Origin of the sequence: Phocaeicola faecalis (genome assembly GCF_021730445.1) — a bacterium.
GTDB classification, from domain to species: Bacteria; Bacteroidota; Bacteroidia; order Bacteroidales; family Bacteroidaceae; genus Phocaeicola; species Phocaeicola faecalis.
The window spans coordinates 122,413-147,145 of sequence record NZ_JADNRM010000004.1 but is presented as its reverse complement, the minus strand read 5'-3'; the positions used below and the strand labels follow the sequence as shown (position 1 = coordinate 147,145).

General features: G+C 42.2%; 17 protein-coding genes and 1 tRNA gene. 14 read left to right on the top strand and 4 right to left on the bottom strand.

Features of this window, described 5'->3' with window-relative positions:
* Positions 1-10 precede the first annotated feature (10 nt).
* Entirely contained in the window at positions 11-1,165 is a 1,155-nt protein-coding gene (locus IR173_RS06980; RefSeq protein ID WP_177798233.1) for an acyltransferase family protein, read from the bottom strand.
* Between the two features lie 1,487 nt (positions 1,166-2,652).
* Here IR173_RS06980 and IR173_RS06975 point away from each other — a divergent pair.
* The 8 genes from IR173_RS06975 to IR173_RS06940 all read left to right on the top strand — a co-directional run bounded on the left by IR173_RS06975 (position 2,653) and on the right by IR173_RS06940 (position 11,197).
* The gene (locus IR173_RS06975) at positions 2,653-3,936 is read left to right on the top strand and encodes a site-specific integrase (protein ID WP_004308773.1); all 1,284 of its coding nucleotides are present in this window, start codon (positions 2,653-2,655) and stop codon (positions 3,934-3,936) included.
* Between the two features lie 63 nt (positions 3,937-3,999).
* Positions 4,000-5,295, top strand: coding sequence for a PDDEXK nuclease domain-containing protein (locus IR173_RS06970; RefSeq protein WP_032582750.1), 1,296 nt, complete (start codon positions 4,000-4,002; stop codon positions 5,293-5,295).
* Positions 5,296-5,303: 8 nt separating this feature from the next.
* Positions 5,304-6,347 carry a hypothetical protein gene (locus IR173_RS06965; RefSeq protein ID WP_004308775.1) on the top strand — a complete coding sequence of 348 codons (1,044 nt, stop codon included), beginning with the start codon at positions 5,304-5,306 and terminating at the stop codon, positions 6,345-6,347.
* A 224-nt stretch (positions 6,348-6,571) separates the two neighbouring features.
* Positions 6,572-6,880: a DUF3853 family protein gene (locus IR173_RS06960; protein WP_004308776.1), complete on the top strand. Its 309-nt coding sequence runs from the start codon at positions 6,572-6,574 to the stop codon at positions 6,878-6,880.
* Positions 6,881-6,894: 14 nt separating this feature from the next.
* Entirely contained in the window at positions 6,895-7,971 is a 1,077-nt protein-coding gene (locus IR173_RS06955) for an AAA family ATPase (RefSeq protein ID WP_008766855.1), read from the top strand.
* A 212-nt stretch (positions 7,972-8,183) separates the two neighbouring features.
* Positions 8,184-9,140 carry a toprim domain-containing protein gene (locus IR173_RS06950; protein ID WP_025077123.1) on the top strand — a complete coding sequence of 319 codons (957 nt, stop codon included), beginning with the start codon at positions 8,184-8,186 and terminating at the stop codon, positions 9,138-9,140.
* A 211-nt stretch (positions 9,141-9,351) separates the two neighbouring features.
* Complete coding sequence (locus tag IR173_RS06945) at positions 9,352-10,755, top strand: hypothetical protein (RefSeq protein WP_004308779.1); 1,404 nt, start codon at positions 9,352-9,354, stop codon at positions 10,753-10,755.
* An 88-nt stretch (positions 10,756-10,843) separates the two neighbouring features.
* On the top strand, positions 10,844-11,197 hold the full coding sequence (locus tag IR173_RS06940; protein WP_004308780.1) for a nuclear transport factor 2 family protein: 354 nt from the start codon (positions 10,844-10,846) through the stop codon (positions 11,195-11,197).
* 445 nt (positions 11,198-11,642) lie between these two features.
* On the opposite strand, the gene lnu(AN2) is transcribed toward IR173_RS06940, so the two are convergent.
* From lnu(AN2) to IR173_RS06925, 3 genes are all read right to left on the bottom strand, one after another.
* Complete coding sequence (lnu(AN2), locus tag IR173_RS06935) at positions 11,643-12,155, bottom strand: lincosamide nucleotidyltransferase Lnu(AN2) (RefSeq protein WP_009038171.1); 513 nt, start codon at positions 12,153-12,155, stop codon at positions 11,643-11,645.
* A 24-nt stretch (positions 12,156-12,179) separates the two neighbouring features.
* Positions 12,180-13,385 carry a macrolide efflux MFS transporter Mef(En2) gene (mef(En2), locus tag IR173_RS06930; RefSeq protein WP_005786079.1) on the bottom strand — a complete coding sequence of 402 codons (1,206 nt, stop codon included), beginning with the start codon at positions 13,383-13,385 and terminating at the stop codon, positions 12,180-12,182.
* A gap of 476 nt (positions 13,386-13,861) precedes the next feature.
* Positions 13,862-13,946, bottom strand: a tRNA-Ser gene (locus tag IR173_RS06925).
* 154 nt (positions 13,947-14,100) lie between these two features.
* Here IR173_RS06925 and IR173_RS06920 point away from each other — a divergent pair.
* The 6 genes from IR173_RS06920 to IR173_RS06895 all read left to right on the top strand — a co-directional run bounded on the left by IR173_RS06920 (position 14,101) and on the right by IR173_RS06895 (position 24,731).
* Positions 14,101-16,623, top strand: a complete 2,523-nt coding sequence (locus IR173_RS06920; protein WP_237038938.1) for an endonuclease MutS2 — start codon at positions 14,101-14,103, stop codon at positions 16,621-16,623.
* A gap of 76 nt (positions 16,624-16,699) precedes the next feature.
* On the top strand, positions 16,700-17,251 hold the full coding sequence (locus IR173_RS06915) for an RNA polymerase sigma-70 factor (protein ID WP_237038937.1): 552 nt from the start codon (positions 16,700-16,702) through the stop codon (positions 17,249-17,251).
* A 229-nt stretch (positions 17,252-17,480) separates the two neighbouring features.
* Entirely contained in the window at positions 17,481-18,653 is a 1,173-nt protein-coding gene (locus IR173_RS06910) for a FecR family protein (protein WP_237038936.1), read from the top strand.
* Between the two features lie 16 nt (positions 18,654-18,669).
* Entirely contained in the window at positions 18,670-22,062 is a 3,393-nt protein-coding gene (locus IR173_RS06905; protein ID WP_237038935.1) for a TonB-dependent receptor, read from the top strand.
* Between the two features lie 19 nt (positions 22,063-22,081).
* Positions 22,082-23,548 carry a RagB/SusD family nutrient uptake outer membrane protein gene (locus tag IR173_RS06900; protein WP_237038934.1) on the top strand — a complete coding sequence of 489 codons (1,467 nt, stop codon included), beginning with the start codon at positions 22,082-22,084 and terminating at the stop codon, positions 23,546-23,548.
* Positions 23,549-23,570: 22 nt separating this feature from the next.
* Positions 23,571-24,731 carry a metallophosphoesterase gene (locus tag IR173_RS06895; protein ID WP_237038933.1) on the top strand — a complete coding sequence of 387 codons (1,161 nt, stop codon included), beginning with the start codon at positions 23,571-23,573 and terminating at the stop codon, positions 24,729-24,731.
* Positions 24,732-24,733: the final 2 nt, after the last annotated feature.

The following is a 24,733-nucleotide window of genomic DNA, read 5'->3' as shown; positions in this document are numbered from 1 at the left end:
CATCATTTTTTTATTTCTTAGTCAGGTATTTCTTGCTCAGCCATTTTCTTATCGGTTCGTCATACAGTTTAAGACAAGCGTAAGCCAGTAACACATTCCATGCACATACACACACAGCTACCTCCCAAGTTTCGCCCAATGTAAAATATTCATTCTTGATGAGCCAAGCATAAAACAGATACATAAACGGATAGTGAATGATATAAAGCGGGAAGGAAATATCACCCAGAAATTTACAGATACGAGTAGACGTTTTATCTGTCGTGCTGCCCGATGCACCCAACCATACCAACGCCGGGAAAACAACGATAATGCAGAACATCTCGAACACACCGTTCATGAGTATCGGCTCCGCACCTTCTACAAAAGGAATATGAAATAAAATCAGCAACACAATCGAACATATCCAGAACGCTCCTCTAATCTTCAGCGGTTTGAAACAACGTGACAAAAGCATACCCATAGAGAAAGGGAACAACATACGCAGTAATCCGCCTACAAAATTGACTCCATCCAGTGTCCAACCTACACCGATACTTCCATAACCGGCAGCATCAGAACAAGCAAATGTTGTCAATGCGATACCCAATATCACGACCATCACCGTCAATGCCTTGGTAGAAAACTTATGGATGAATAATGCGTAGAAGATATTACCGATATACTCGAAAAACAAAGACCACGCCGGACCATTAAGCGGAAACATCTCACCATTTCCACGCACCTCATATCCTGCACCGGGAACGGCAGGAATAAAGAACATGGCACACAAAAGAGCCAGCATCACCAAAGAGGTAGCCACATGGCTGCCGTCCCACTGCACACTGCCCTGAATAAAAAAGGTGATTGCCCCCAGTACAGCCCCCAACACCACCATAGGATGCAGACGCACCAAGCGCCGCTTGAAGAAATTCTTCACTGTAAGTGTCTTTCCCCAACGGTCGTCATACGCATAGCCAATAACGAATCCCGATAGAATAAAGAAAAAATCCACGGCCAGATAACCATGATTGATTGTCTCTATAGAGGTTCCTCCGGCAAAAGCATAACCTTCGAACACATGATACCATACTACTAATAAAGCCGCAACACCTCTTAACCCATCCAATAGGTCGTAATGAGGCTTAGAGTCTGCAAATGACGCAGAAGAAGAAATTTTTTGCATAATAAAACCAAATGTTAAATAAGTATTTTCTAATTAAAGGTTGTTTTTCATGTTGCAAAGCTACGCATTTTTAAGACTAAAAAAATTGTTCTGCGACAAAAACAAGGAGTATCATAATCAAGTCCGGCCACTGAAGGCTCAGAAAAATCGAATAAGACAGAGCCTGACATATATACGTGCAGGCTTATGCGTACGTACGTGTAGCCCGATACGTATATATGTATAGGCTTATGCGTATATACATGTAGGCTGATGCCACCGTATGTGCAAAAAGACCTTTATGTTTTCGAAAAAGACCTTTATGTTTTCGAAAAAGACCTTTATGTTTTCGAAAAACATCAGCACCTTTTTAAAAAAGCTCGGTATGTTTTTCATGTAGGGGCAGATGGAATGATTCCCTCATTAAGCCGGTCATTCCTTCTTTTCCGTTCATCCTTACATTTTAACTAAAACATTCAGATAATCAACCCGTTAAGAATGACAGGACATCCCCTCATCCTCGTTTCAGCTGCGCTTCCAAGTCCCTTCAACATCTGCCTTCAGCATTTGTCATCGCCAGAAGAAGTTTTACAAATGAAAGGAGGCTGAAAGGGTGGTGATGGGATATCCCTTCACTACCGAATCCCCCATCAACAGGACGTTTCAACGGTTAATGAAACGAGAAAAGGAAAAACTGTTTTCCGCTTGTAGAGCGAAAAACACAGTTGTTTTTTATGGATTCAGCATTGTATGACAAGTCATTTATGGGAAAAGCCGTATCAACCATTTATAAAATGAATATACTTGGCAGCTCGTTTGTTTTAAGCCTGTAGGGTTCAAAGAAAAAATCCTATTCAAGGGAGCATGGAAAGGAGTTCAAAACGGACACTCAACGGCAACCATAGAGAGAAATCCGCAACAGGCTGAAAAATTTCGTTTGACTAATAACAAGCAAGAAGTAAAAAACGCGGTTAAAATGAAAATACCTAAAAAACCATAATTATGGCATTGGACATATTCCGGTTCAAGAAAACCCATCAAACGAAAGTACCCTTTATTATGTAGTAAACAATATAAATGATAGGCCAAAGCTATAAATCTTACATAAAACAAAAACACCCAGCTTTACATTATTTGGGATGTAAAACTGGATGTTTATTTTGTAACTTGCTGATTTTCTAGCATTTACAGCGGAGAGACAGGCTCTCGAACTTATACTTTCACAGAATATCATAAAACTGCAAACGACTGATAATCAAGTGTAAATTACAATATAGAGTAAAAGTAAATGTTTCTAAATGTCTTTTGCTATCTCAATAATTGGGTGTATATTTGNGCGGAGAGACAGGCTCTCGAACTTATACTTTCACAGAATATCATAAAACTGCAAACGACTGATAATCAAGTGTAAATTACAATATAGAGTAAAAGTAAATGTTTCTAAATGTCTTTTGCTATCTCAATAATTGGGTGTATATTTGGGTGTAGAATTTCAAACGCACCCAATTATGAATATCAAGCGCAACATCATTTTTGCATTGGAGAGCCGGAAAAAGAACGGTGTGCCAATCGTAGAGAACGTACCCATCCGTATGCGTGTCATCTTTGCCAGCCAACGCATCGAGTTTACAACGGGCTACCGGATTGACGTAGCCAAATGGGATGCAGATAAGCAGCGGGTAAAGAACGGATGTACCAACAAGCTAAAGCAAAGTGCAGCCGAAATCAATACGGACTTGCTGAAATACTATGCCGAAATCCAGAATATTTTCAAGGAATTTGAGGTGCAGGAGGTCATGCCAACGACCCAACAGTTGAAGGAAGCTTTCAACATGAGAATGAAAGACACCAGCGAAGAACAGCCGGAAGAAGCCCCTGTCAGCTTTTGGGAGGTGTTCGATGAGTTTGTAAAAGAGTGCGGTAACCAGAATAACTGGACGGCATCCACCTATGAAAAATTTGCAGCAGTGAGGAACCACCTCAAAGAGTTCAAGGAGGATGCAACGTTCAACTATTTCAACGAGTTTGGATTGAACGAATACGTCAACTTCCTGCGTGACACCAAGGATATGAGAAACAGCACCATCGGCAAGCAAATGGGATTCCTCAAATGGTTCCTGCGCTGGAGCTTCAAGAAAGGACATCATCAGAACATTGCATACGATACGTTCAAACCGAAACTGAAAACCACCTCGAAAAAAGTAATCTTCCTGACTTGGGATGAACTGAACAAGCTGAAAGACTACCAGATACCCAAGGATAAGCAATACCTGGAACGTGTGCGTGATGTTTTCCTGTTCTGCTGCTTTACGAGTTTGCGGTATTCGGATGTTCGCAATCTGAAAAGAAGCGATGTGAAGTCCGACCACATCGAAATAACCACAGTCAAGACTGCCGACAGCCTGACGATTGAACTGAACAAATACAGCAAAGCCATACTGGACAAATACAAGGACATCCATTTCGAGAATTACATGGCTCTGCCCGTCATCAGCAACCAGAAGATGAACGATTACCTGAAAGAGCTGGGCGAACTGGCAGAAATCAACGAGCCTGTACGGGAAACCTACTACAAGGGAAATGAACGTATTGATGAAGTCACACCCAAATACGCTTTGCTCAGTACCCATGCAGGAAGAAGGACATTCATCTGCAATGCGCTGGCTCTCGGAATCCCGGCACAGGTGGTCATGAAATGGACGGGACACAGCGACTACAAAGCTATGAAACCCTACATTGACATAGCGGATGATATTAAGGCAAATGCCATGAACAAGTTTAATCAACTATAAAAGTATCAAACAGTTTCATAGATAGTTACCAATGACTATATTTGTAGAAATTATCATCACAATATGAGCAACAAGGAATCCAACATAGAGAAAACGAATTTTGATGCATTCATACAAGCGGTCGGTTCGGAAATAGAACAGGCACAAGTAAGGCTGATTGTTGCAGCCAATGCACAAATGCTGTTCCATTACTGGAAGATAGGCAATTACATCCTTTATCACCAGCAGCTGCACGGATGGGGAAGCAAAATCATCAAGCAGTTGGCAAAGGCTATCCGACTGCATTACCCTGAAAAGAAAGGCTATTCGGAACGTAACCTTACCTATATGTGCCAGTTTGCAAAAGCATATCCTTTAAGAGCGTTGCAAAGTTTCATAGAAACAGATGCAAGCCTGTCTGTCCCAACCATACAGAGTGTGACCAATGAAGTATTAAAACTGAATGACAAGCAATTTACGCAGGAACTTACTGCGCAAATGCAATCGATTGATTGTCAATCATTAGCAATTACGCAGGAAGTTCCTGCGCAATTTGAAGATGTGGGAAAAACCGTGTCTGCCATTTACAGGATGGGAATCAGGGAAATAGAAGAAGTTTTCTTGACCTCTCCTATAGCCAAAATAAACTGGACAAGCCAAATGACTATACTTGACAGTTCGCTACCTTTAGGTCTAAGCTACTGGTACATGAAGCAGTCTGTGGAAATGGGATGGAGCAGCAATGTATTGAAAATGCAAATTGACAGTGATTTGTATAGCCGACAAATCAGCAACAACAAGGTAAACAATTTCACGACCACACTTCCGGCTCCACAAAGCGACCTTGCCAATTACCTACTCAAAGACCCGTACATCTTTGATTTGGCAGGAGCCAAAGAAAAAGCAGACGAAAGGGATATTGAAGAACAGCTGGTGAAACACGTTACCCGCTACCTGTTGGAAATGGGCAACGGTTTTGCCTTCGTTGCCCGGCAGAAGCACTTCCAAGTCGGAAACAGCGATTTCTTTGCCGACCTGATTCTATATTCCATTCCGTTGCACGCATATATCGTGGTAGAATTAAAGGCTACCCCATTCAAACCGGAGTATGCAGGACAACTGAACTTCTACATCAATGTGGTGGATGATAAACTGAGGGGAGAGAATGACAACAAGACTATCGGGTTGTTGCTATGCAAGGGAAAAGACGAAGTTGTGGCACAATACGCATTGACAGGCTATGACCAGCCCATCGGCATCAGCGATTACCAATTGAGCAAAGCGATTCCCGAGAAACTGAAATCAGCGTTGCCCAGCGTGGAAGAAGTGGAAGAAGAACTGGCCTCTTTCCTTGACAAAGACAATAACACTCAAAAATAGTTGCGTCCATGAAAGATGTAATTACAACGCTGATTCCCCGATACGGAGAATTGAACAGAATATATAAAGACTGGTTTGATAATAAAGGTTTCTCTTTTGAAAAGCAGAAATTCATTACCAAGTTCTATCTGGACTACAATGATGTAACGGTTCTTGAAACAGCCATTCTTGAACTGGTGTTTCATCTTCCACAGGAGCAATACACACTGATTCTGAATAGCCTGAAAAAGGAAGTATGCGAAAACATAAGTTATTACAAGAAAGGATGTATGCCGGATGAACAGACCGTTTACAATATCTGCTTCCGAGTTTCAGAAATCTATAAAGAAGCCATAGAAGAACAGCAATACAAGACGACCAAGCTCCATGCTCCGCTAAACGAAGCATACCACCGATACGATTCCATAGGTTATCGGGAACACACTGCAGAGGATGAAAAGCGTGCGGAAATGGAATATGAACGGTGCAAAGATGAATACGAGGAGAAAAAAAACAAGCTGACCGAACTCTACGATCTGCAAAAACAGACCAGAGAGAAAGCCCTGCAATATGCAAAAAGCCGTTTCAATGAAATCTATCGGCTGGGCTGCCACCTCAAAGAGACATTGGCGAAATATGTATTTGATGAAACAAACGAGCCGGAAGAGCCAGCCGAACAAGAACCAAATGCCCCCAACATACAGGAAGAAGTGCTGGGAACGAAACAGACTGAGTATTTCAATATGGAACTGCTTTCGCTCATTCATGTAACCTGCGTGGGAGAACAGTTCGAGAATATTTCCGAACATGATTTCTATACCTGCATGAACCTGCTACCAAGCGACACCAAACCCCAAATCAGACCGAGAGAAAAAATACGTACCTGCTATCTGATATTCCTGATGAGCGAAAAACTGCCCAAACAGGACAGGGAGAATTGGAAGAGGAATATCCTGAAAATATTGGATATTGAGGAAAGCTACTACAAGTCAAAGTACAAAGAGCCTGTTTCCGATTTCCCCAGTGACAGCAACCGGAAATTTGCCAAAGAAATGGATGGTATATTCCGATAATCTGTGATATGCCCTGACATTTTACGAAACAACCACTTTTACCACTCAAATTAAATTTTTGAGTGGTATTTTTATTATCTGATATTCAGATAAATAACAAGATATTCCATTTATATCAACCACATCCTTACCACTTACAACCCTACCTAATTTTGCATCGTTCGAGAACAGAGATAACAGCCAGTGCGCAGGGCTGATTGTTAAACGACTAAATAGATTGAACGATGAAAAATCTTCAAGAATTATTATCAAAACCCGTCTGGCAGATGACAGGTGAAGAGTTCATATTCCTAAGTAAGCACGCTTCCCGTCAAACGGAAACGCAGCCACAGCCCATTACAGACACAGAAAGAAAATATGTGTACGGAATACTGGGCATAGCCAAACTGTTCGGGTGCAGCCTACCCACCGCCAACCGTATCAAGAAAAGCGGAAAGATTGACAAGGCAATCACTCAGATAGGACGTAAGATTATCGTGGATGTTGAGCTTGCCCTTGAACTGGCTGGAAAGAAAACAGGAGGACGGAAATAACGGGAGGCATGGCTATGGACTATATGAAAGAGACTAAGGAAATATCGGCTGAAGAAGCCATAATCCTTTGGCAAGCCTCACGTTTGAGCCTGTCGAAAAGTTATGAGAAAGCACCTGAAATCCTTAAAGTACATGATTCTGTCATTGGGACATTGGGTAATTTCAGCGCATCCATCGGCAAAGCCAAAAGTAAAAAAACGTTCAATGTATCGGCTATCGTAGCCGCTGCATTGAAGAACGGCACAGTGCTGCGGTATGTGGCTGAACTGCCTGAAGATAAGCGGAAAGTGCTTTATGTTGATACAGAGCAAAGCCCTTACCATTGTCTGAAAGTCATGACGCGCATTTTGCGAATGGCTGGTTTGCCAGATGATAGGGACAATGAGAATCTTGAATTTCTTGCCTTAAGAAAATACACGCCTGAGCAGCGTATCAGGATTGTGGAACAGGCTATTTACAATACACCCGAAATCGGTCTTGTAATTATAGACGGCATACGGGATATGGTGTATGACATCAACAGCCCCAGTGAATCAACACGCATCATATCCAAGCTGATGCAGTGGACGGACGACAGGCAGATACATATCCATACGATACTGCATCAGAACAAAGGGGATGAGAACGCAAGAGGGCACATTGGTACGGAGTTGAACAACAAGGCGGAAACCGTATTGCAGGTAGAAAAGGACAAGGGCAACGGTGACATCAGCCATGTTTCAGCCATTCACATCCGGGCAATGGACTTTGAGCCTTTCGCATTCCGTATCAACGACAAAGCCCTTCCCGAACTCATTGAGGGATACAAACCTGAAACAAAGAAGCCGGGAAGACCCGAAGAAGAGAAGTTCGACCCTTACAGGCATATCACCGAGCAGCAGCACCGTATCGCATTGGAAGCCGTTTTCGGGCTGAAAGAGGAATACGGCTACAAGGAACTGGAAGATGCCTTAATCAAGACCTATATGTCAGTGGGTGTAAAGCTGAACCATAAAAAGGCGGTATCGCTCATCACCATGCTCCGCAACAAACGGATGATAGTGCAGGAGACAGGCAGAAAATACACATTCATGCCTGACTTCCACTATTAGCCCATTTCCCTGCAATCACTTCACTTTATTCTCGGGGTGTATATATTAGGAATATAGTGAAGTGCTTGGGGAATGGGACTAAATCACTTCACTTTATTACCGTATCCTATATATACGAGAATTTAGTGAAGTGATTATAGACCGTACTTCCTAAAAAGGTACGGGCAAAAAGAAAAATAAACCAATTCACCAACTACTAAAACAATCATTTTATGGATATACAGACAGCCAAGCAAATCAGAATAGCGGATTATCTGCATAGTTTAGGATATTCTCCCGTCAAGCAACAAGGTGTCAATCTGTGGTATAAATCACCGTTAAGGGAAGAAGCCGAAGCCTCGTTCAAGGTAAATACCGAACGTGAACAATGGTATGACTTCGGTTTGGGTAAAGGTGGTGGTATCATAGAACTGGCTGCACACCTGTACGCTACCGACCATGTACCTTACATCTTGAAACGGATAGCAGAGCAGACACCGCACGTGCGCCCGGTATCTTTCTCTTTTGGAAAGCAAAACTCTTCCGAGCCGAGCTTCCAACAGTTGGAGATTGTTCCGCTGTCATCTACTGCCCTGCTTGCCTACTTACAAGGTAGAGGAATTAACATAAAACTGGCGAAAAGAGAATGTAGTGAAGCACGTTTCACTCACAACGGCAAGCGGTACTTTGCCATCGCCTTTCCCAATGGTTCGTGTGGATATGAAATCCGCAACCGCTATTTCAAGGGCTGCATCGCCCCAAAGGAAATCTCCCACATCAGGCAGTCGGGAAAAGCGAGGAATACCTGTTATGTGTTCGAGGGATTTATGGACTACCTCTCCTTTTTGACATTGAGACAAGAGAGCTGCCCAAATTATCCGGAATTGGACGGGCAGGACTACATTGTATTGAACTCCGTATCGAATGTAAACAAGGCTCTCTATCCGTTGGGCAATTACGAACGCATCCACTGCTTTTTCGACAACGACCATGCAGGACTGGAAGCACTCCGGCAAATCCGCATGGAATACGGCAGAGAGCGGTACCTCCGGGACGCTTCGCAGATTTACAGAGGATGCAAGGACTTGAACGAATACTTACAGAAACAGATTGAAAGAAAAAGGCAGCTCCAGTCCGCCAAAGGGGTGCGCAGCCAATCACCGGAAAAGAAGAACGGCTTCCAGTTATAGCCCACTATAACTACACGCTTCGCTTTCGTAGTTGTGGGCTCTCCCGAGGGGATTAGGGCTTTGCCCTAATGACCCACTCAGGGCGTTTCACCCCTGAGAACCCCGAGCAAAGAGTGACCCTCTCTTTGCAATCTCCGCTTATGGGTTACCCCTAAGAACCCCTCTGCGAAAGCGAGCAAAGTAAATCAATTGTAAACAAAGGAAAGAAGCTATGGCAACAAAATCAAGCATACATATCAAGCCTTGCAACATCGCATCGAGCGAGGCACACAACCGAAGGACTGCCGAGTATATGCGTAATATCGGGGAGTCCAGAATCTATGTCGTTCCCGAACTTTCCACCGATAACGAACAGTGGATAAATCCCGACTTCGGCACTCCCGAACTGCGAACTCATTATGACAATATCAAGCAAATGGTCAAGGAAAAGACCGGACGTGCCATGCAGGAAAAGGAAAGGGAACGCAAGGGAAAGAATGGAAAGATTATCAAGGTGGCGGGATGCTCACCCATCCGTGAAGGAGTATTGCTTATCAGACCGGACACCACACTGGCTGATGTACGCAAATTCGGTGAAGAGTGCCAAAGACGCTGGGGCATCACTCCGCTACAGATTTTCCTGCATAAAGACGAAGGGCATTGGCTGAACGGTCAGCCGGAAGCAGAAGACAAGGAGAGCTTCCAAGTCGGTAACAGATGGTTCAAACCAAATTATCATGCTCATGTCGTATTCGACTGGATGAACCATGAAACTGGAAAGAGCCGAAAGCTCAATGACGAGGATATGGCAACCATGCAGACCCTTGCTTCCGATATTCTCCTGATGGAACGTGGACAGGCAAAAGCTGTCACAGGTAAAGAGCATCTGGAACGAAATGATTTCATCATTGAGAAGCAGAAAGCCGAACTGCAACGTATAGAGGAAACCAAGCGACACAAGGAACAACAAGTAAGCCTTGCCGAACAGGAACTCAAACAGGTAAAAGCAGAGATACGCACGGACAAACTAAAGAAAACAGCCACCAATGCTGCTACCGCCATAGCAAGCGGTGTAGGTTCTCTTTTCGGAAGCGGTAAGCTGAAAGAACTGGAACATCACATCGAGCAGCTACATCAGGAAATTACCAAACGGGACAAAGCTACTGATGAATTAAAAATTCAGATACAACAAATACAGGAACAGCATAGCAGACAAATTCGTAATCTTCAAAGAATACATAATCAAGAACTTGAAGCCAAAGACAAGGAAATATCACGATTGAGCACCTTGCTTGAAAAAGCCCACAAATGGTTTCCCATGTTCAAAGAGATGTTGAGAATGGAAAAATTATGCGCTGTTATCGGGTTTACCAAAGACATGATAGAAAACCTCTTGACAAAGAAAGAATCCATACAATGTAGTGGCAAAATTTATTCCGAAGAACACAGGTGGAAATTTGACATCAAGAATGATATTTTTAGGGTTGAGAAACATCCGATGGATAGTGGTAAGCTTATGCTGACCATAAACCGACAACCCATAGTACAATGGTTTAAGGAACAATGGGAAAAGTTACAGCAGAATCTACGTAACTCGGTGCAGAGAGAGCAAAAATCCAGAGGATTTAGAATATAGAATAGCCTATTATTAATAAAATCAAGTATCTATGCATCCAAACAGATTGTTTTTATTACAGAATCAAAATCCTAAGAATTTATAAAAAATGAAGCCTAAAGAAGTTTTGGAAAAATGGATAGATTGCTTTAACAAAGCAGATGCTTATCATATAGCAGAGCTGTATGCTACTAATGCAGTAAATCATCAAGTCGCAAACGAACCAATAATAGGTAAAGAATCAATCTACAAAATGTTTGTGAATGAATTTGCCACTGCTAAAATGGTTTGTATGGTGGAAAATATTTTTGAAGATGGCGAATGGGCTATCATGGAATGGAAAGACTCTCTTGGACTTCGTGGATGCGGATTTTTTCATGTAAAAGATAACAAAATCGTCTTTCAAAGAGGGTATTGGGATAAACTTTCATTCTTGAAGCAACACAATCTTCCAATTGAATAAGTACTATCAGAATACGGACTGGGAAATTGAAATACCCAGTCCGAGTTATATAATGAATTTTACTTGTTAAACTATTTAAAGTCAGTTGGATAACAAACCATACCTTTCACATTCTCAGTAGCTCCAGGTATTAATTCAGCCACCATGCAATATTCATGAGAGACTTCGAAAGGAAATTCAATTCCTAAATCGATAGCCTTGCGATAGCCAAATCGAGGATAATACTCTTTATGCCCCAATACGACTGCTGTGCCGTAACCCAAAAGTGCTGCCCTCTGATGGGCTTACTGAATCAACATCCTCCCCAATTCCCTTACGCTGGAATTCCGGCAAGACTGCCAATGGAGCTACACTCAGGGATGTGACAGACTGGGTGTCACTGTCTATCTTTACTTCTGTAAGTAAGATATACCAGACAATTTGTTTTTCTGTCATTTTCTTGTTCTTATCTAATTGTTAGGCTCATTGTTGTTATACATTGTTTAATTATAGATAAATCGTGAATATCCTTCTCTCTTAAATCGTAGCCCGAATGGAATACTTGTTGCCCTTTTGCAGAAATGCAAGGGATGCTTCTGCCTTCAAAGACTGCTGTTCCAAAATAGTCCGGTTGAAATTCATACCAGCCTCCATCCAAGTCGGCTTGTTTGGAAGTGCCGTCCGCATTCAAGACAAAAGGATGGATATCAATATAGCCTAATTCTTTGCTATACAGTTCCATACGGGTGGGCAACCAATTTGTTTCAATTTGATATCCTCTCTCCTGCAAAAGATCAAGGAGTTGGTCTGTATAATTGGCATCAAAATCAATGTCAATATCTCTATGCAAGCGGGTTTGCTGTCCGTACAAGACATCCACTCCCCAGCCTCCATCCAACCAAAACTGCATGTCCAGGCTTTCCAACAAGTCCAAAACTTGAAATAACTCTGTAATCGTAGTGTGTTCTTTCTTTGTCATATAATAATTCTTTAATAAATAATACTATGCGTAATTATCCAACTGCTTGATTGAAGAAATAAAATTTGCACCCACTCCAATCAGAAAGATAACCCATCCGCTGATCATAAAGACGGATGTGATACCCCATGCTTCCACCCAATATCCTGAAGCTACGATACCCAGCATTGATGGAAAGGTACTCAAACTAAAGATGAGAGAAAAAGTCCGTCCAAGCATGTCCGAAGCCAAGTTCTGCTGAATAATAGCGATGAAAAGCGCATGGTAAATGGAATAGGCTATGCCTCCTGTAAATGTTAGGCAAACAAAACCTATAAATGCGCTTGATGGTAAATAACTGGCGCTAATCAGATACAATCCCAATATCACATAAGCCGTATGCATCACTAATGTTTGCTTGCTTTTCAAAGCCTTACAGGCAAGTACTAAACCGCCCAACAATGCCCCTGAGCCCCAACCCATTTCCACAACTCCCATTTGCAAAATGTTTCCGTTGAAATGCAGAAGCGTCATAAAAGGAAATAACGTAAAAACAGGCATAAGGACAAAAGTCACCAGCGTAAAGCATACGAATAAAGGCAAAATGCCCATTGTACGCCGCAAGGTATGCCAACATTCCGTCAGTTCTTTTTTGAAATCTGGAAGAACTTTCGTTTTTTGAAGAGAAGGAATCTGGACACAAAGTAAGGTCAGACAAGCAGCAACAGCTCCGATCACATCTATGAGCAGAATATACTGTATGGGAAGCCAAACAACGAGGCTTGCCCCTACAACGGGAGCTATCACCTCACTGAAGGATTGAATGGAATGGTACAAACCTGATACCCTGACAAGATGGTGCTTGGGAACCAGTAGAGGGATGCTTGCCTGTAAAGCAGGTGCATGAAACGTACTGCCTATTGAACGACAAGCAGTCAATAGATAAAAAAAAGAAAGGTCTTTATAACCCTTGGTTATCACAATAAAAAGACATAGGGTACAGAACGCGATGAACAAGTCCGAATAAAACATCGTTTTCTTTCGATTCCATCTGTCAACATAGACCCCGGCAAACAAGCCTAATACAAATTGTGGTAAAAATCCAGCTAAAATAGCCAGAGATAAAGCTGTCGGGGATTTAAATTCGTTGCTAATCCAAAAAATAATGGAGAAGCCAACAATCGTACTTGTTAAAATAGATATGAGTTGGCCTATTCCTATCACGGCCAAAGTTGATTTCCAATGATTCATTGTGCTAATATTTCATGCGTTTATAGATAAGTACTTTCGTACATTAAGCAAAACGAAATTCTATCCACACAAAAAACTTGTATTATAATCCACTCCTGACGTTGGAATACAATAACAAATACTTTCAGGACGATGTAAAGTCCTGAAAAATCAAACTGAATGGATAGATAAATATTAGTCTTTTCTCATCGGATTCTTTTAATATCGCTACTCTTTTATTATGTAGTGGTTGTATTATCTTAAATAAAACAAAAACACCCGACTTTACATTCTTGGGTGTAAAACTGGGTGTTTGTTTTGCAATTTGCTGATTTTCAGCGTTTGTTGCGGAGAGACAGGNGATTCTTTTAATATCGCTACTCTTTTATTATGTAGTGGTTGTATTATCTTAAATAAAACAAAAACACCCGACTTTACATTCTTGGGTGTAAAACTGGGTGTTTGTTTTGCAATTTGCTGATTTTCAGCGTTTGTTGCGGAGAGACAGGGATTCGAACCCCGGGTACCTCGCAGTACAACGGTTTTCAAGACCGCCGCAATCGACCACTCTGCCACCTCTCCAAAACTCCTTTGAGAAGTACTTTCTTCCTGAAAGCGGTGCAAAGGTACGCTTTTATTTTAAAACTGCAAATACTTGGGCACTTTTTTTGCTAGAAAAATTTCAAATCGTATTTTTGCAGTCAAATAACTAACGTAAGCAAGAAAGAACTTAAACATGATATACCCTCAGAACTTTGAGCAGAAAATAGGATTCGATTCTATCCGCCATTTATTAAAAGGAAAATGTCTTAGCACCTTGGGAGAAGAACGCGTAGACGAAATGGCTTTCTCTGAAAAATATGAAGAGATAAACGAACTACTGGAACAGGTTATAGAATTTATCCGCATCATTCAAGAAGAGGAGGAATTCCCCGACCAATATTTCTTTGATGTGCGTCCGTCACTGAAACGTATCCGTGTAGAGGGTATGTATCTGGATGAACAGGAGCTATTTGACTTGCGCCGTTCGCTGGAAACAATACGGGACATCGTACGTTTTCTGACTCGTACTCTCGAAGATGAGGAAGTGGAGGAAGGAACCTCCCCCTACCCTGCTCTAAGAAGGCTGGCAGGAGACATTATCGTGTTTCCACAACTTATCACACGCATCAATAATATCCTTGACAAGTTCGGAAAGATTAAAGACAATGCCTCCAATGAATTGTTACGCATACGCCGCGAATTGGCGTCTACCACAGGAAGCATCTCACGCAGTCTGAATGCCATTTTGCGAAATGCCCAATCCGAAGGGTATGTAGACAAGGACGTCACACCCACCATGCGCGACGGCCGATTGGTTATCCCTGTCGCTCCCGGTCTGAAAAGAAAAATCAAAGGTATTGTACACGATGAGTCGTCTACAGGAAAAACCGTATTTATCGAACCGGCAGAGGTGGTGGAGGCCAATAACCGCATCCGTGAACTGGAAGGTGAAGAACGCCGCGAAATTATCCGTATCCTCACAGATTTCTCAATAACGGTGCGTCCTCAAGTTCCTGCCATTTTACAGTCATACGAGTTCTTGGCCGAAATCGACTTTATCCGTGCCAAAGCACAGTTTGCCATACAGACCAATGCCATAAAACCTTCATTGGAAAACAAACAGGTTTTAGATTGGAGAACAGCCATACACCCTTTGCTCCAGCTCTCGTTGGCAAAACATAATAAAAAAGTAGTACCGCTTGACATTGAGCTGAACCATGAACAACGGATTCTTATTATCTCCGGGCCTAATGCAGGGGGTAAGTCTGTCTGCCTGAAAACGGTGGGCTTGCTACAATATATGGTACAATGCGGAATGCCTGTTCCCATGCATGAACGCAGCCACATCGGAATCTTCAGCAATATCTTTATAGATATAGGTGACGAGCAATCCATCGAAGATGACTTGAGTACTTACTCTTCCCATCTTACCAATATGAAGATTATGATGAAAAGCTGCAACGAACGGAGCCTCATCCTTATCGACGAATTCGGAGGCGGAACAGAGCCTCAGATTGGCGGTGCCATAGCCGAAGCCGTATTGAAGCGTTTCAACGAGAAAGGCACATTCGGCGTTATCACTACCCACTATCAGAACTTGAAGCATTTTGCCGAAGATCATGAAGGGGTGGTAAACGGGGCCATGCTTTATGACCGCCATCTGATGCAAGCACTTTTCCAACTTCAAATAGGAAATCCGGGGAGTTCATTTGCTGTAGAAATCGCACGCAAAATAGGATTGCCTGAAGAAGTAATAGCGGAAGCATCGGAAATAGTAGGTAGTGAATATATCAATGCCGATAAATATCTGCAAGATATCGTGCGCGACAAACGTTACTGGGAGACTAAACGCCAGAACATCCGCAAACGTGAAAAGCAAATGGAGGAAACCATCAGTAAATATGAGGCAGAAATTCAAGAACTGGAAAAAAGCCGGAAAGACATCTTGCGAAAAGCCAAAGAAGATGCCGAACGCCTGCTTCAAGAATCGAACGCACGTATAGAAAATACAATTCGCACTATTAAAGAGGCTCAGGCTGAAAAAGAAAAGACGCGACTGGCACGCCAAGAATTGTCTGAATTTAAAGAGACAATAGAAGATATCGAAAAGGCAGACAAAGAAGACAAAATAGCCCGAAAAATGGAGAAACTGCGTGAAAAGCAGGAAAGAAAGAAAGACAAGAAAAACAAAGACCAGTCTCAGAATACAACTGCCGCCCCCCCCAGCGTACCCAAAGTGCAACCGATAGAAATCGGTACATCAGTTAAATTGAAAGGGCAATCGGGTATCGGGGAAGTACTGGACATAAACGGCAAAAACGCGACAGTCATGTTTGGCATGATAAAAACGACTGTAAAAATAGAGAGGTTGGAACGAAGCGATATCTCTCTATCCGTTGCACAAAAGCCGATTGCCAAAAGCACATTTGTAAGTAGTGAGACACAAGACCGTGTATATGAAAAGAAACTAAACTTTAAGCAAGATATCGATGTGCGAGGTATGCGTGGAGATGAAGCGATTCAGGCAGTCACTTATTTCATTGACGATGCCATCCTGCTGGGAATAAGTCGTGTGCGTATATTGCATGGAACGGGAACCGGCATTCTGCGCACGTTGATTCGTAAGTATTTGGCAACAGTTTCGGGGGTAGCTCATTATCAGGACGAACATGTCCAGTTTGGAGGGGCAGGTATTACGGTTGTCGACCTAGAATAATATTTTTTAGTAATAATGGGATGTTTCCAACTAATTTTATATATATTCGCAGCAAAATAGAGAATATTAAAAGCTGGTGATTGCAGAAACTTCCCATACTCTCATTAGCATTAAGCTAGACGAACAAGAGTTCCATAATATTTTTGATAAATATTATGTGACTCTTTGTCTGTTTGCGAATCAATACACCGAAAGTGACGAAGCGTCTGCCGATATTGTTCAAGATTCTTTTGCCAAGTTATGGCAAATCAGAGAAGATTTCTTCTATTTACATCAGATTAAAGCTTTTCTCTATACAGCAGTTCGCAACAAAGCTTTGAATGAATTGGAACATTCCAAGATAGTACATGAATACGCACAAAAAGTCATCGAGAGGAAAAAAGATTCCTTTTTTCATGACGCGGTAGTGGAAGAAGAGACCTACCGGATTGTGACAGAAGCCATTGACAAACTGCCCGACCAAATGAAAGCCATTATGAAATTGGCTTTGGAAGGAAAAAAGAATGCTGAAATAGCTGAAAAACTTCATATATCCGCAGAAACTGTCCATACTTTAAAAAAAATCGCTTATAAAAAGCTCCGCGAATTCTTAAAAGAGTATTATTATCTTCTCTTCTTCTTAATATAACATCGTTCACTCCCGGTAGTTTCATTGCAGAGCAAAAAAGCTTTGTGGCAAAGCATACGTGGATTATTTCAAAGCACATGCCGATTAAAACAGATTTTCTCATTGATACATTCTTTATTTTTGAAAAAGAAACAGGAAAGAGTATATTTTAAAAAAAGTTCGTTTTTAATTCACCCTATTTCTTAATTGACCTGTATTATTATAAAAGACAGTAAAAACAGGTAAATATATGATAAAACAAGATTTCCATATTGCTAATCTGATAGCCCGACATTTATCCGGTGAAATTACCCCTAAAGAAACCGAACAGTTAAACAGTTGGAGAAACGAAAGTATCTCTCACGAAAACCTCTTCAAAAAAATATGCAAAGAAGAGAATTATAGGAAACACATCGAAAAGAGCCATTCATTCAACACAGAAACAGGATGGTCGGAAGTAAAGAAACAAATCAAGAAAGACAACCAAAACAAGCATTTTATAAACGTGCTGGGTTATGCGGCCGCCATTTTATTACCTATCCTATTTATCGGTATTTCAATAAGATACAGTTCGCACAGCCATGGAGACCAGCAGACTTTAATGGCTCATCATCCCATTTTACCTGGACAGGCAAAAGCTATTCTGACGCTGGACAACGGACAAACTATCAATCTGAACAAAGAAGCAGGTACCGAATTACAAAAACTGGAAGGTACAAGTATTGTAGTCGATTCCACCACTTTAAATTATCAGACAGCACAGAGTGCCCTTCCCAAAACAAGACCTATATATAATAAGGTAGAAATTCCACGAGGAGGTGAATATGCACTTGTTTTGAGTGACGGCACCAAAGTGCACCTGAACTCCATGAGCAGTCTGCGATTTCCGGTAACTTTTGCCAATGAGAAAAGAGAGGTCGAACTGGAAGGAGAAGCCTATTTTGAAGTAAGCAAAAATGGCTTGCCGTTTATAGTCAGCACTCATGGAATGCAAATCGAAGTATTGGGAACAACTTTCAACGTATCGGCTTATCCGAATGAAGAGTGCCAAACGACATTAGTAAACGGTTCTGTAAAAATCAATGCAGGCCAAGGAGAAAGCCTTATACTGAAACCATCCCAACAGGCCTCCATTGCTCCAGGCAGCAATGACATACAGGTAAAGACCGTCGATACTTCCTTTTATACTTCATGGATAAAAGGTAAAATCAACTTTAAAGACCAACGCTTGGAAGATATCATGAAGATACTGTCGCGCTGGTATGACATGAAGGTGGTCTATGCAAACGCTGATATAAAAAATATACGCTTCGGCTGCAATATCGACCGTTATGAGGATATTGCTCCATTCGTCAACCTACTGGAAAAGACTGAAAAAGTACACGTCAAGATTAAAGATAAAACAATAACATTCTATAACTAACTTAAAAGTAATTACTATGGACAAGAGAGACAATTACACTAAGCATGGGAAAAGTAGTAAACGTCTGTGGATTACGTTTCTATTTTTCTGTATCATCGCTACCGGTTTCATGCAAGCATCCAACAAAATGTTTGCACAAACCACTGTCACAGCAACATTCAAGAATGCTACTCTGACCGAAGTACTTTGGGAAATCCAAAGACAAACCGACTTTACATTCGTTTATAGTACTCAAGATGTAAAACAGGTTAAAGTCCAAAACCTAAATGTAAACAATGAGAGGATTGCCAACGTATTGGATAAATGCCTTCAAAATAGCGGACTTACTTATGCTGTGCATGACGGAGTGATTGCTATCAAACCGGCAAGCGAAGCTAAAGAAAACGCTGCTCCGCAACAAAAGAAAACCATCACCGGAACAATCATAGATGAGTCCGGCTCTCCCGTTATCGGTGCTAATATCCTAGTCAAAGGAACTACAAACGGTACCACCACCGATTTCAACGGTCATTTCTCATTAGAGGTAAACCAAGTTCCGGCTACGTTGATTATTTCTTATATCGGATATACCCGCCAGGAAATCAAAGCTGTAGCAGACAAGCCACTGAAAATTTCGCTGGTACCGGACAATAATATGATAGATGAAGTGGTTGTTACCGGTTACGGTACGTTCAAAAAATCGGCCTATGCCGGTTCAGCATCCAATGTCAAAGCAGACAAAATGAAAGATATTCCTACCGTATCTTTTATGGATATGCTGCAAGGCAATGCACCGGGCGTACAATTCAGTTCTTCATCCGGCCAACCGGGTGCTTCCGCATCATTAAAAATTCGCGGTATGGGTTCATTCAATGCCAGCAACTCACCTTTGTACGTCATTGACGGCATACCCGTACAGTCAGGTTCCATCAACTCCATCACGTCAGATGCCGGACTGGATGCCATGGCTACTATCAATAGCTCGGATATCGAAAATATCACTATCATCAAAGATGCCGCTGCTGCTTCATTATACGGCTCACGTGCCGCTAATGGTGTCGTTTTAATCACGACCAAGAAAGGAAAAAGCGGCAAACCGCAAATTTCTTTAAAAGCAGACTGGGGCTCTTCTGACTTTGCCATGGATTATCGTCCGGTGATGAACGGTGAACAACGCCGTGAATACATCTATAATGGTCTCAGCCTCAACCAATATAGAAAATTGGCCAAAAAGAACAAAGACGGTTCTATGAGCGAAGAAGAGATGTGGAAGCAGGCAAACGAATATGCAGATGGTAAGATAGACAAATATGCTCCCATCCCCTGGTGCGGTTTTGAAGATTGGGATAAATATATGTTCAAGAAAGGTAATCACCAAAATTATGAATTATCTTTATCCGGCGGTACAGATAAACTGAAATACTATTCTTCTTTAGCATATATGAAGCAACAAGGTATCGTTCAAAACTCCGGTATTGAACGCATGACAGGACGTGTAAATGTAGACTTTCAGGCTACTGACAAACTTAAAGTGGGTGGCAACATGATGTTTACCAGCCTTACTCAGGATGTATATAGCGAAGGAACAAGTTACACTGCTCCATTCTATGCCGCACGCAGCAAAGTAACTCCATCCGACCCTGTCTATAATGAAGACGGAACTTATAATCAGGATTTATTATCTAACAAAAGACGTAATCCGGTATTGGCAGCAGAATATAACTACCAACGCGAATATGTGAAACGTACATTCAATACCATTTTTGCAGAGTATGAATTTATCAAAGACCTGAAACTGAAATCAACATTCAGTTATGACTACAGTGTCAGTAAAGGTAAAGATTGGAAAGATCCCCGCACATCGGACGGAGAAAAGAACAATGGCGGTATGGAAAAAAAATACAGTGAATACAGCCGTATGATATGGGGTAACCAACTGAGTTATCGCAAAACCATTGCCGACAACCATCACTTGGATGCATTGGTAGCCTATGAAATAGATTCAAAAGAAAGTGACGGACTATCAGGATATGTCACCAACTTCCTGACTCCCTCTAAAAATGAAATTTCCAACGGACAAACTCAAGAATCCATCAGCGGTTCCAGCAGTAAGACCCGCATGGTTTCATACGTAAGCCGTTTGAATTATGATTATAAGAACAAATACTATATCGGCGGAAGCTATCGTATGGATGGCAGTTCACGCCTGCACAGAGACAATCGTTGGGGTAGCTTCTGGTCGGTTTCCGGTGCATGGAGAATGATGGAAGAAGAGTTTATGAAACCTGCCAACGATTGGCTGACCGACCTGAAACTGCGCGTATCTTACGGTGTAAACGGAACATTACCGTCAGACTATTTCGGTTATATGGGCTTAAGCAGTATCAGTGGCGGTTACATGGAACAGCCCGCCATTGCCCCCTCACAAATAGAAAACAGGAACTTGGAATGGGAAACCAACTATAACCTCAATATCGGCCTTGACTTCTCATTATGGAACCGTATCAATTTTACACTCGAATACTATACCAGAACCACAAAGAACCTGCTGATGGACTGCCCGGTTTCCATGACTACAGGATTCAGCTCTTACTTGATGAATATCGGTGAAGTAAAGAACAAGGGATTTGAATTTGAAATCAACTCAACGAATATCAAGACAAAAAATTTCACATGGAACACCTCGTTCAATATCTCACACAATCAAAACAAGATTGTAAAACTAGACGGTGAACAGACCCAGATTATCAGTGGTACTCAAATCCATAAAATCGGCAGTTCATACCGCACATTTTATATGATTCAATTTGCAGGTATCAACCCCGAAACAGGTGCACCGCAATTCTATACCAACGAACAGGATGCCAATGGCAACTACATCAAAGAGATAACAGAAGACCCAAGCAAAGCAAAATCAATAGCTTTGGATAAGCAGGCAGAGCCGAAAGTGACCGGCGGACTGTCAAACACATTACGTTACAAATGGTTTGACCTGAGCTTCATGTTCTCTTACCAGTTCGGTGCATACTCTTACGATACATGGGCACAAAAAACCGAACACGGAGGTTCTGAACTACTATTGAATATTCCGACCTATTACCTGGACAACTGGAAAGAACCGGGCGACGTTAGCAAATACGAAGTCTTCATCGAATCTCCATCTGTCAAGATGAAATCCGTGACAACAGACCGCCGTCTGCACAGCACCGACTTTATCCGATTAAAGACTTTAACTTTCGGTATCACAGTGCCTCAGAGTTGGACGCGCAAACTTGGAATCGACAACCTCCGTTTCTACGCCTCAGCAAACAATCTGTGGACATGGGCTGCCTATGATTATTACGATCCGGAAGCAGTCAGCGGTGGTACCGCCGGTTGGGGAACTCCTCCTTTGAAGACTGTCACTTTTGGTCTTAACATGAATTTCTAACCCTAAAAAAGAATGTAAAATGAAAACTATAAAATACTTATTTTTGGGAGCTCTATTAAGTCTCACCACAGCTTGCGGCAATGATTGGCTGGATTTGGAACCAACGACCAAAGTACCGTCAGATACCGCCATTGAGAATCTGACCGGAATGGAAGCCAGCCTTAACGGTATATACGACCTCATGCGTAATGCATATTATTATTCGGGACGCATGATGTATTATGGAGATGTAACGGGAGATGACGCCCAAGCCATTGAAACAGGCAAACGAACCAGTAGCTATTATTTCCTGAACTATACAAAAGACAATGGACCGTCTACCCATTGGTCTTATGCATACAAGATTATTCAAGATTGCAATATCATTCTAGGCAGCTGCGATAAACTGGAAATCAATGAAGATGATGAAGACGACTTCAACGACCTGAAAGGACAAGCTTTGGCATTACGCGGCATGGCATTATTCGACCTCACCCGTTTCTTTGGCTATCCGTATGCCAAAGACAACGGTGCATCTTTAGGCGTGCCCATCGTCAAAGAGATTTCCGACACAGAAAGCAAACCTTCACGTAGCACTGTTGCCGAATGTTACGAAGCCATAATCAATGACCTGAAAGATGCTTCCGAACTGTTGAGTGGCAGTTTCAATAAAGGTAAAATAAACAAATGGGCAACACTGGCACTGCTGAGCCGAGCCTATCTGTATATGGAAGACAACACCAATGCACTCGCCACCGCCGAAGCAGCTATCAAAGGGGCAGAAGGCAAAAAGTATGCCTTGTGGACAAACGAAGAATATCCCAACGCATGGGAAAAAGAATACGAAAAATCAGCTCCCGGCGAATATCTGTTCGAGCTGGTCAACCTCACCGTGGATGGAGTGGGAAAAGAAAACATCTCCTATCTGACTTGGGAGGACGGTTATGATGACTATTGTCTGACTTCCTCCTTCTATGAAGTGATGAAAGAAGACCCCGACGATATCCGTAACACAGCATACGTAATCGGTAAAAAAGCCAAACGAGCTTATATCAACAAGTTCCTTCCCCAAGGTGACAAAGCAAGAGAAGACGCCAGCATTCATGTATTACGCCTTTCCGAAGTCTATTTGATTGCAGCCGAAGCAGCTGTCAAACTAAACAATAACGACAAGGCAGTGAAATATCTGGATGCCATTGTAAACCGTGCCAATCCCGAAAAGACGGTAAAAGGAAAGACCATCACATTGGACGATGTCTTGCTGGAACGCCGTAAGGAACTCTTTGGTGAAGGACACCGCATGTTTGACGCCATCCGTAACCACAAACGTATTGAACGCACGGAAGCCACCAAGACATTCCCTGAAATAGCAGATACCAAACACATTTCCATGCTGGAGGAGAGTATGTCATTCGACTGGAGTTACTACCGCGTTGTATTGCCGATTCCTAAAGCGGAAATCAATGCCAATCCCAATATTCTGCAAAACCCCGGTTATGGCGATTAATCATTAAAACAAATATATGCTTATGACAAGAAAAGCCAGCTTAATCAACTACTTTCTTCTTGCATTCACCCTAACCTTTCTCAGTTCCGGCCTCACGGCCGGAACTCTTGGTTTAGACGGCAAAAAAAAGGATAAAGAGAAAAAAGAAGAACTATCGGCCGACGGACCTTACGTGCTCTATCAGCCTGATGGGAAAATCCGTGTAATCAGCATCGATGTAAAAGGAAAAATCACCGACAACACCTATCCAACCTTACCCAAAGACTTCACCCTGCACGTGACAGACCACAAAGGCAATTATCCTTTCGATGTAAAACTTCATCCGATAAAACGTCCCGACTGGCAATATGCGCAACCGGCAAAGGTATTCGTCATGTCCGACCCCCATGGAAGATTGGATTGTGTCATCAGCCTGTTACGCGGAAACGGCATTATCGACAAAAACTATAAATGGAGTTTCGGCAACAATCACCTGATAATCATCGGCGATATATTTGACCGTGGAAAAGACGTTCCCCAAATCTTTTGGCTTTTTTACAAGCTGGAAGATGAAGCTGCCCAAGCAGGCGGGCACGTATCTTTCATGCTGGGCAACCATGAACCGATGGTGCTTGCCAACGACCTGCGCTACACCAAAGGAAAGTATAAACTGCTAGCCGAGAAATTGGGCGTCGAATATCCCCGCTTATTCGCTCCCGACACCGAACTGGGTAGATGGATCGGTACGCGTAACACCATGCAAATCATTGGCAATGACCTCTATGTGCATGCCGGTCTTGGAAAACAGTTCTATGACCATAACCTGAACATTCCTACGGTAAATGAAGAAATAAGCAAAGCCCTCTTTATGAATAAAAAAGAACGTAAAGCTCTTTCCCCCCTCACTGCCTTTCTATACGGCAACGACGGCCCAATCTGGTATCGGGGACTTGTGCGGAAAGACGCCAAATATCATCCCATGCCACAAGACTCTTTACAGATGGTAATGGAGCCTTACAAAGCACGGCATATCATTGTGGGACACACCATCTTCAAAGACATCTCCACATTTTATAATGGTAAAGTTATCGGCGTAAACGTAGACAATAAAGAAAACCGCAAGAAAAAACGCGGACGCGCCATACTGATAACTAATGGCACTTACTACGTAGTAGGAGATAAAGGAATCCAACGGAAGCTTTAAAG

Coding starts and splice junctions, on each gene's coding strand:
- IR173_RS06955 (WP_008766855.1), top strand. CDS start 6,895: ATGGACTATATGAAAGAGACTAAGGAAATATCGGCTGAAGAAGCCATA.
- IR173_RS06920 (WP_237038938.1), top strand. CDS start 14,101: ATGATATACCCTCAGAACTTTGAGCAGAAAATAGGATTCGATTCTATC.
- IR173_RS06910 (WP_237038936.1), top strand. CDS start 17,481: ATGATAAAACAAGATTTCCATATTGCTAATCTGATAGCCCGACATTTA.
- IR173_RS06965 (WP_004308775.1), top strand. CDS start 5,304: ATGAAAGATGTAATTACAACGCTGATTCCCCGATACGGAGAATTGAAC.
- IR173_RS06940 (WP_004308780.1), top strand. CDS start 10,844: ATGAAGCCTAAAGAAGTTTTGGAAAAATGGATAGATTGCTTTAACAAA.
- IR173_RS06970 (WP_032582750.1), top strand. CDS start 4,000: ATGAGCAACAAGGAATCCAACATAGAGAAAACGAATTTTGATGCATTC.
- IR173_RS06950 (WP_025077123.1), top strand. CDS start 8,184: ATGGATATACAGACAGCCAAGCAAATCAGAATAGCGGATTATCTGCAT.
- IR173_RS06900 (WP_237038934.1), top strand. CDS start 22,082: ATGAAAACTATAAAATACTTATTTTTGGGAGCTCTATTAAGTCTCACC.
- IR173_RS06960 (WP_004308776.1), top strand. CDS start 6,572: ATGAAAAATCTTCAAGAATTATTATCAAAACCCGTCTGGCAGATGACA.
- IR173_RS06895 (WP_237038933.1), top strand. CDS start 23,571: ATGACAAGAAAAGCCAGCTTAATCAACTACTTTCTTCTTGCATTCACC.
- IR173_RS06945 (WP_004308779.1), top strand. CDS start 9,352: ATGGCAACAAAATCAAGCATACATATCAAGCCTTGCAACATCGCATCG.
- IR173_RS06980 (WP_177798233.1), bottom strand. CDS start 1,165: ATGCAAAAAATTTCTTCTTCTGCGTCATTTGCAGACTCTAAGCCTCAT.
- IR173_RS06905 (WP_237038935.1), top strand. CDS start 18,670: ATGGACAAGAGAGACAATTACACTAAGCATGGGAAAAGTAGTAAACGT.
- IR173_RS06975 (WP_004308773.1), top strand. CDS start 2,653: ATGAATATCAAGCGCAACATCATTTTTGCATTGGAGAGCCGGAAAAAG.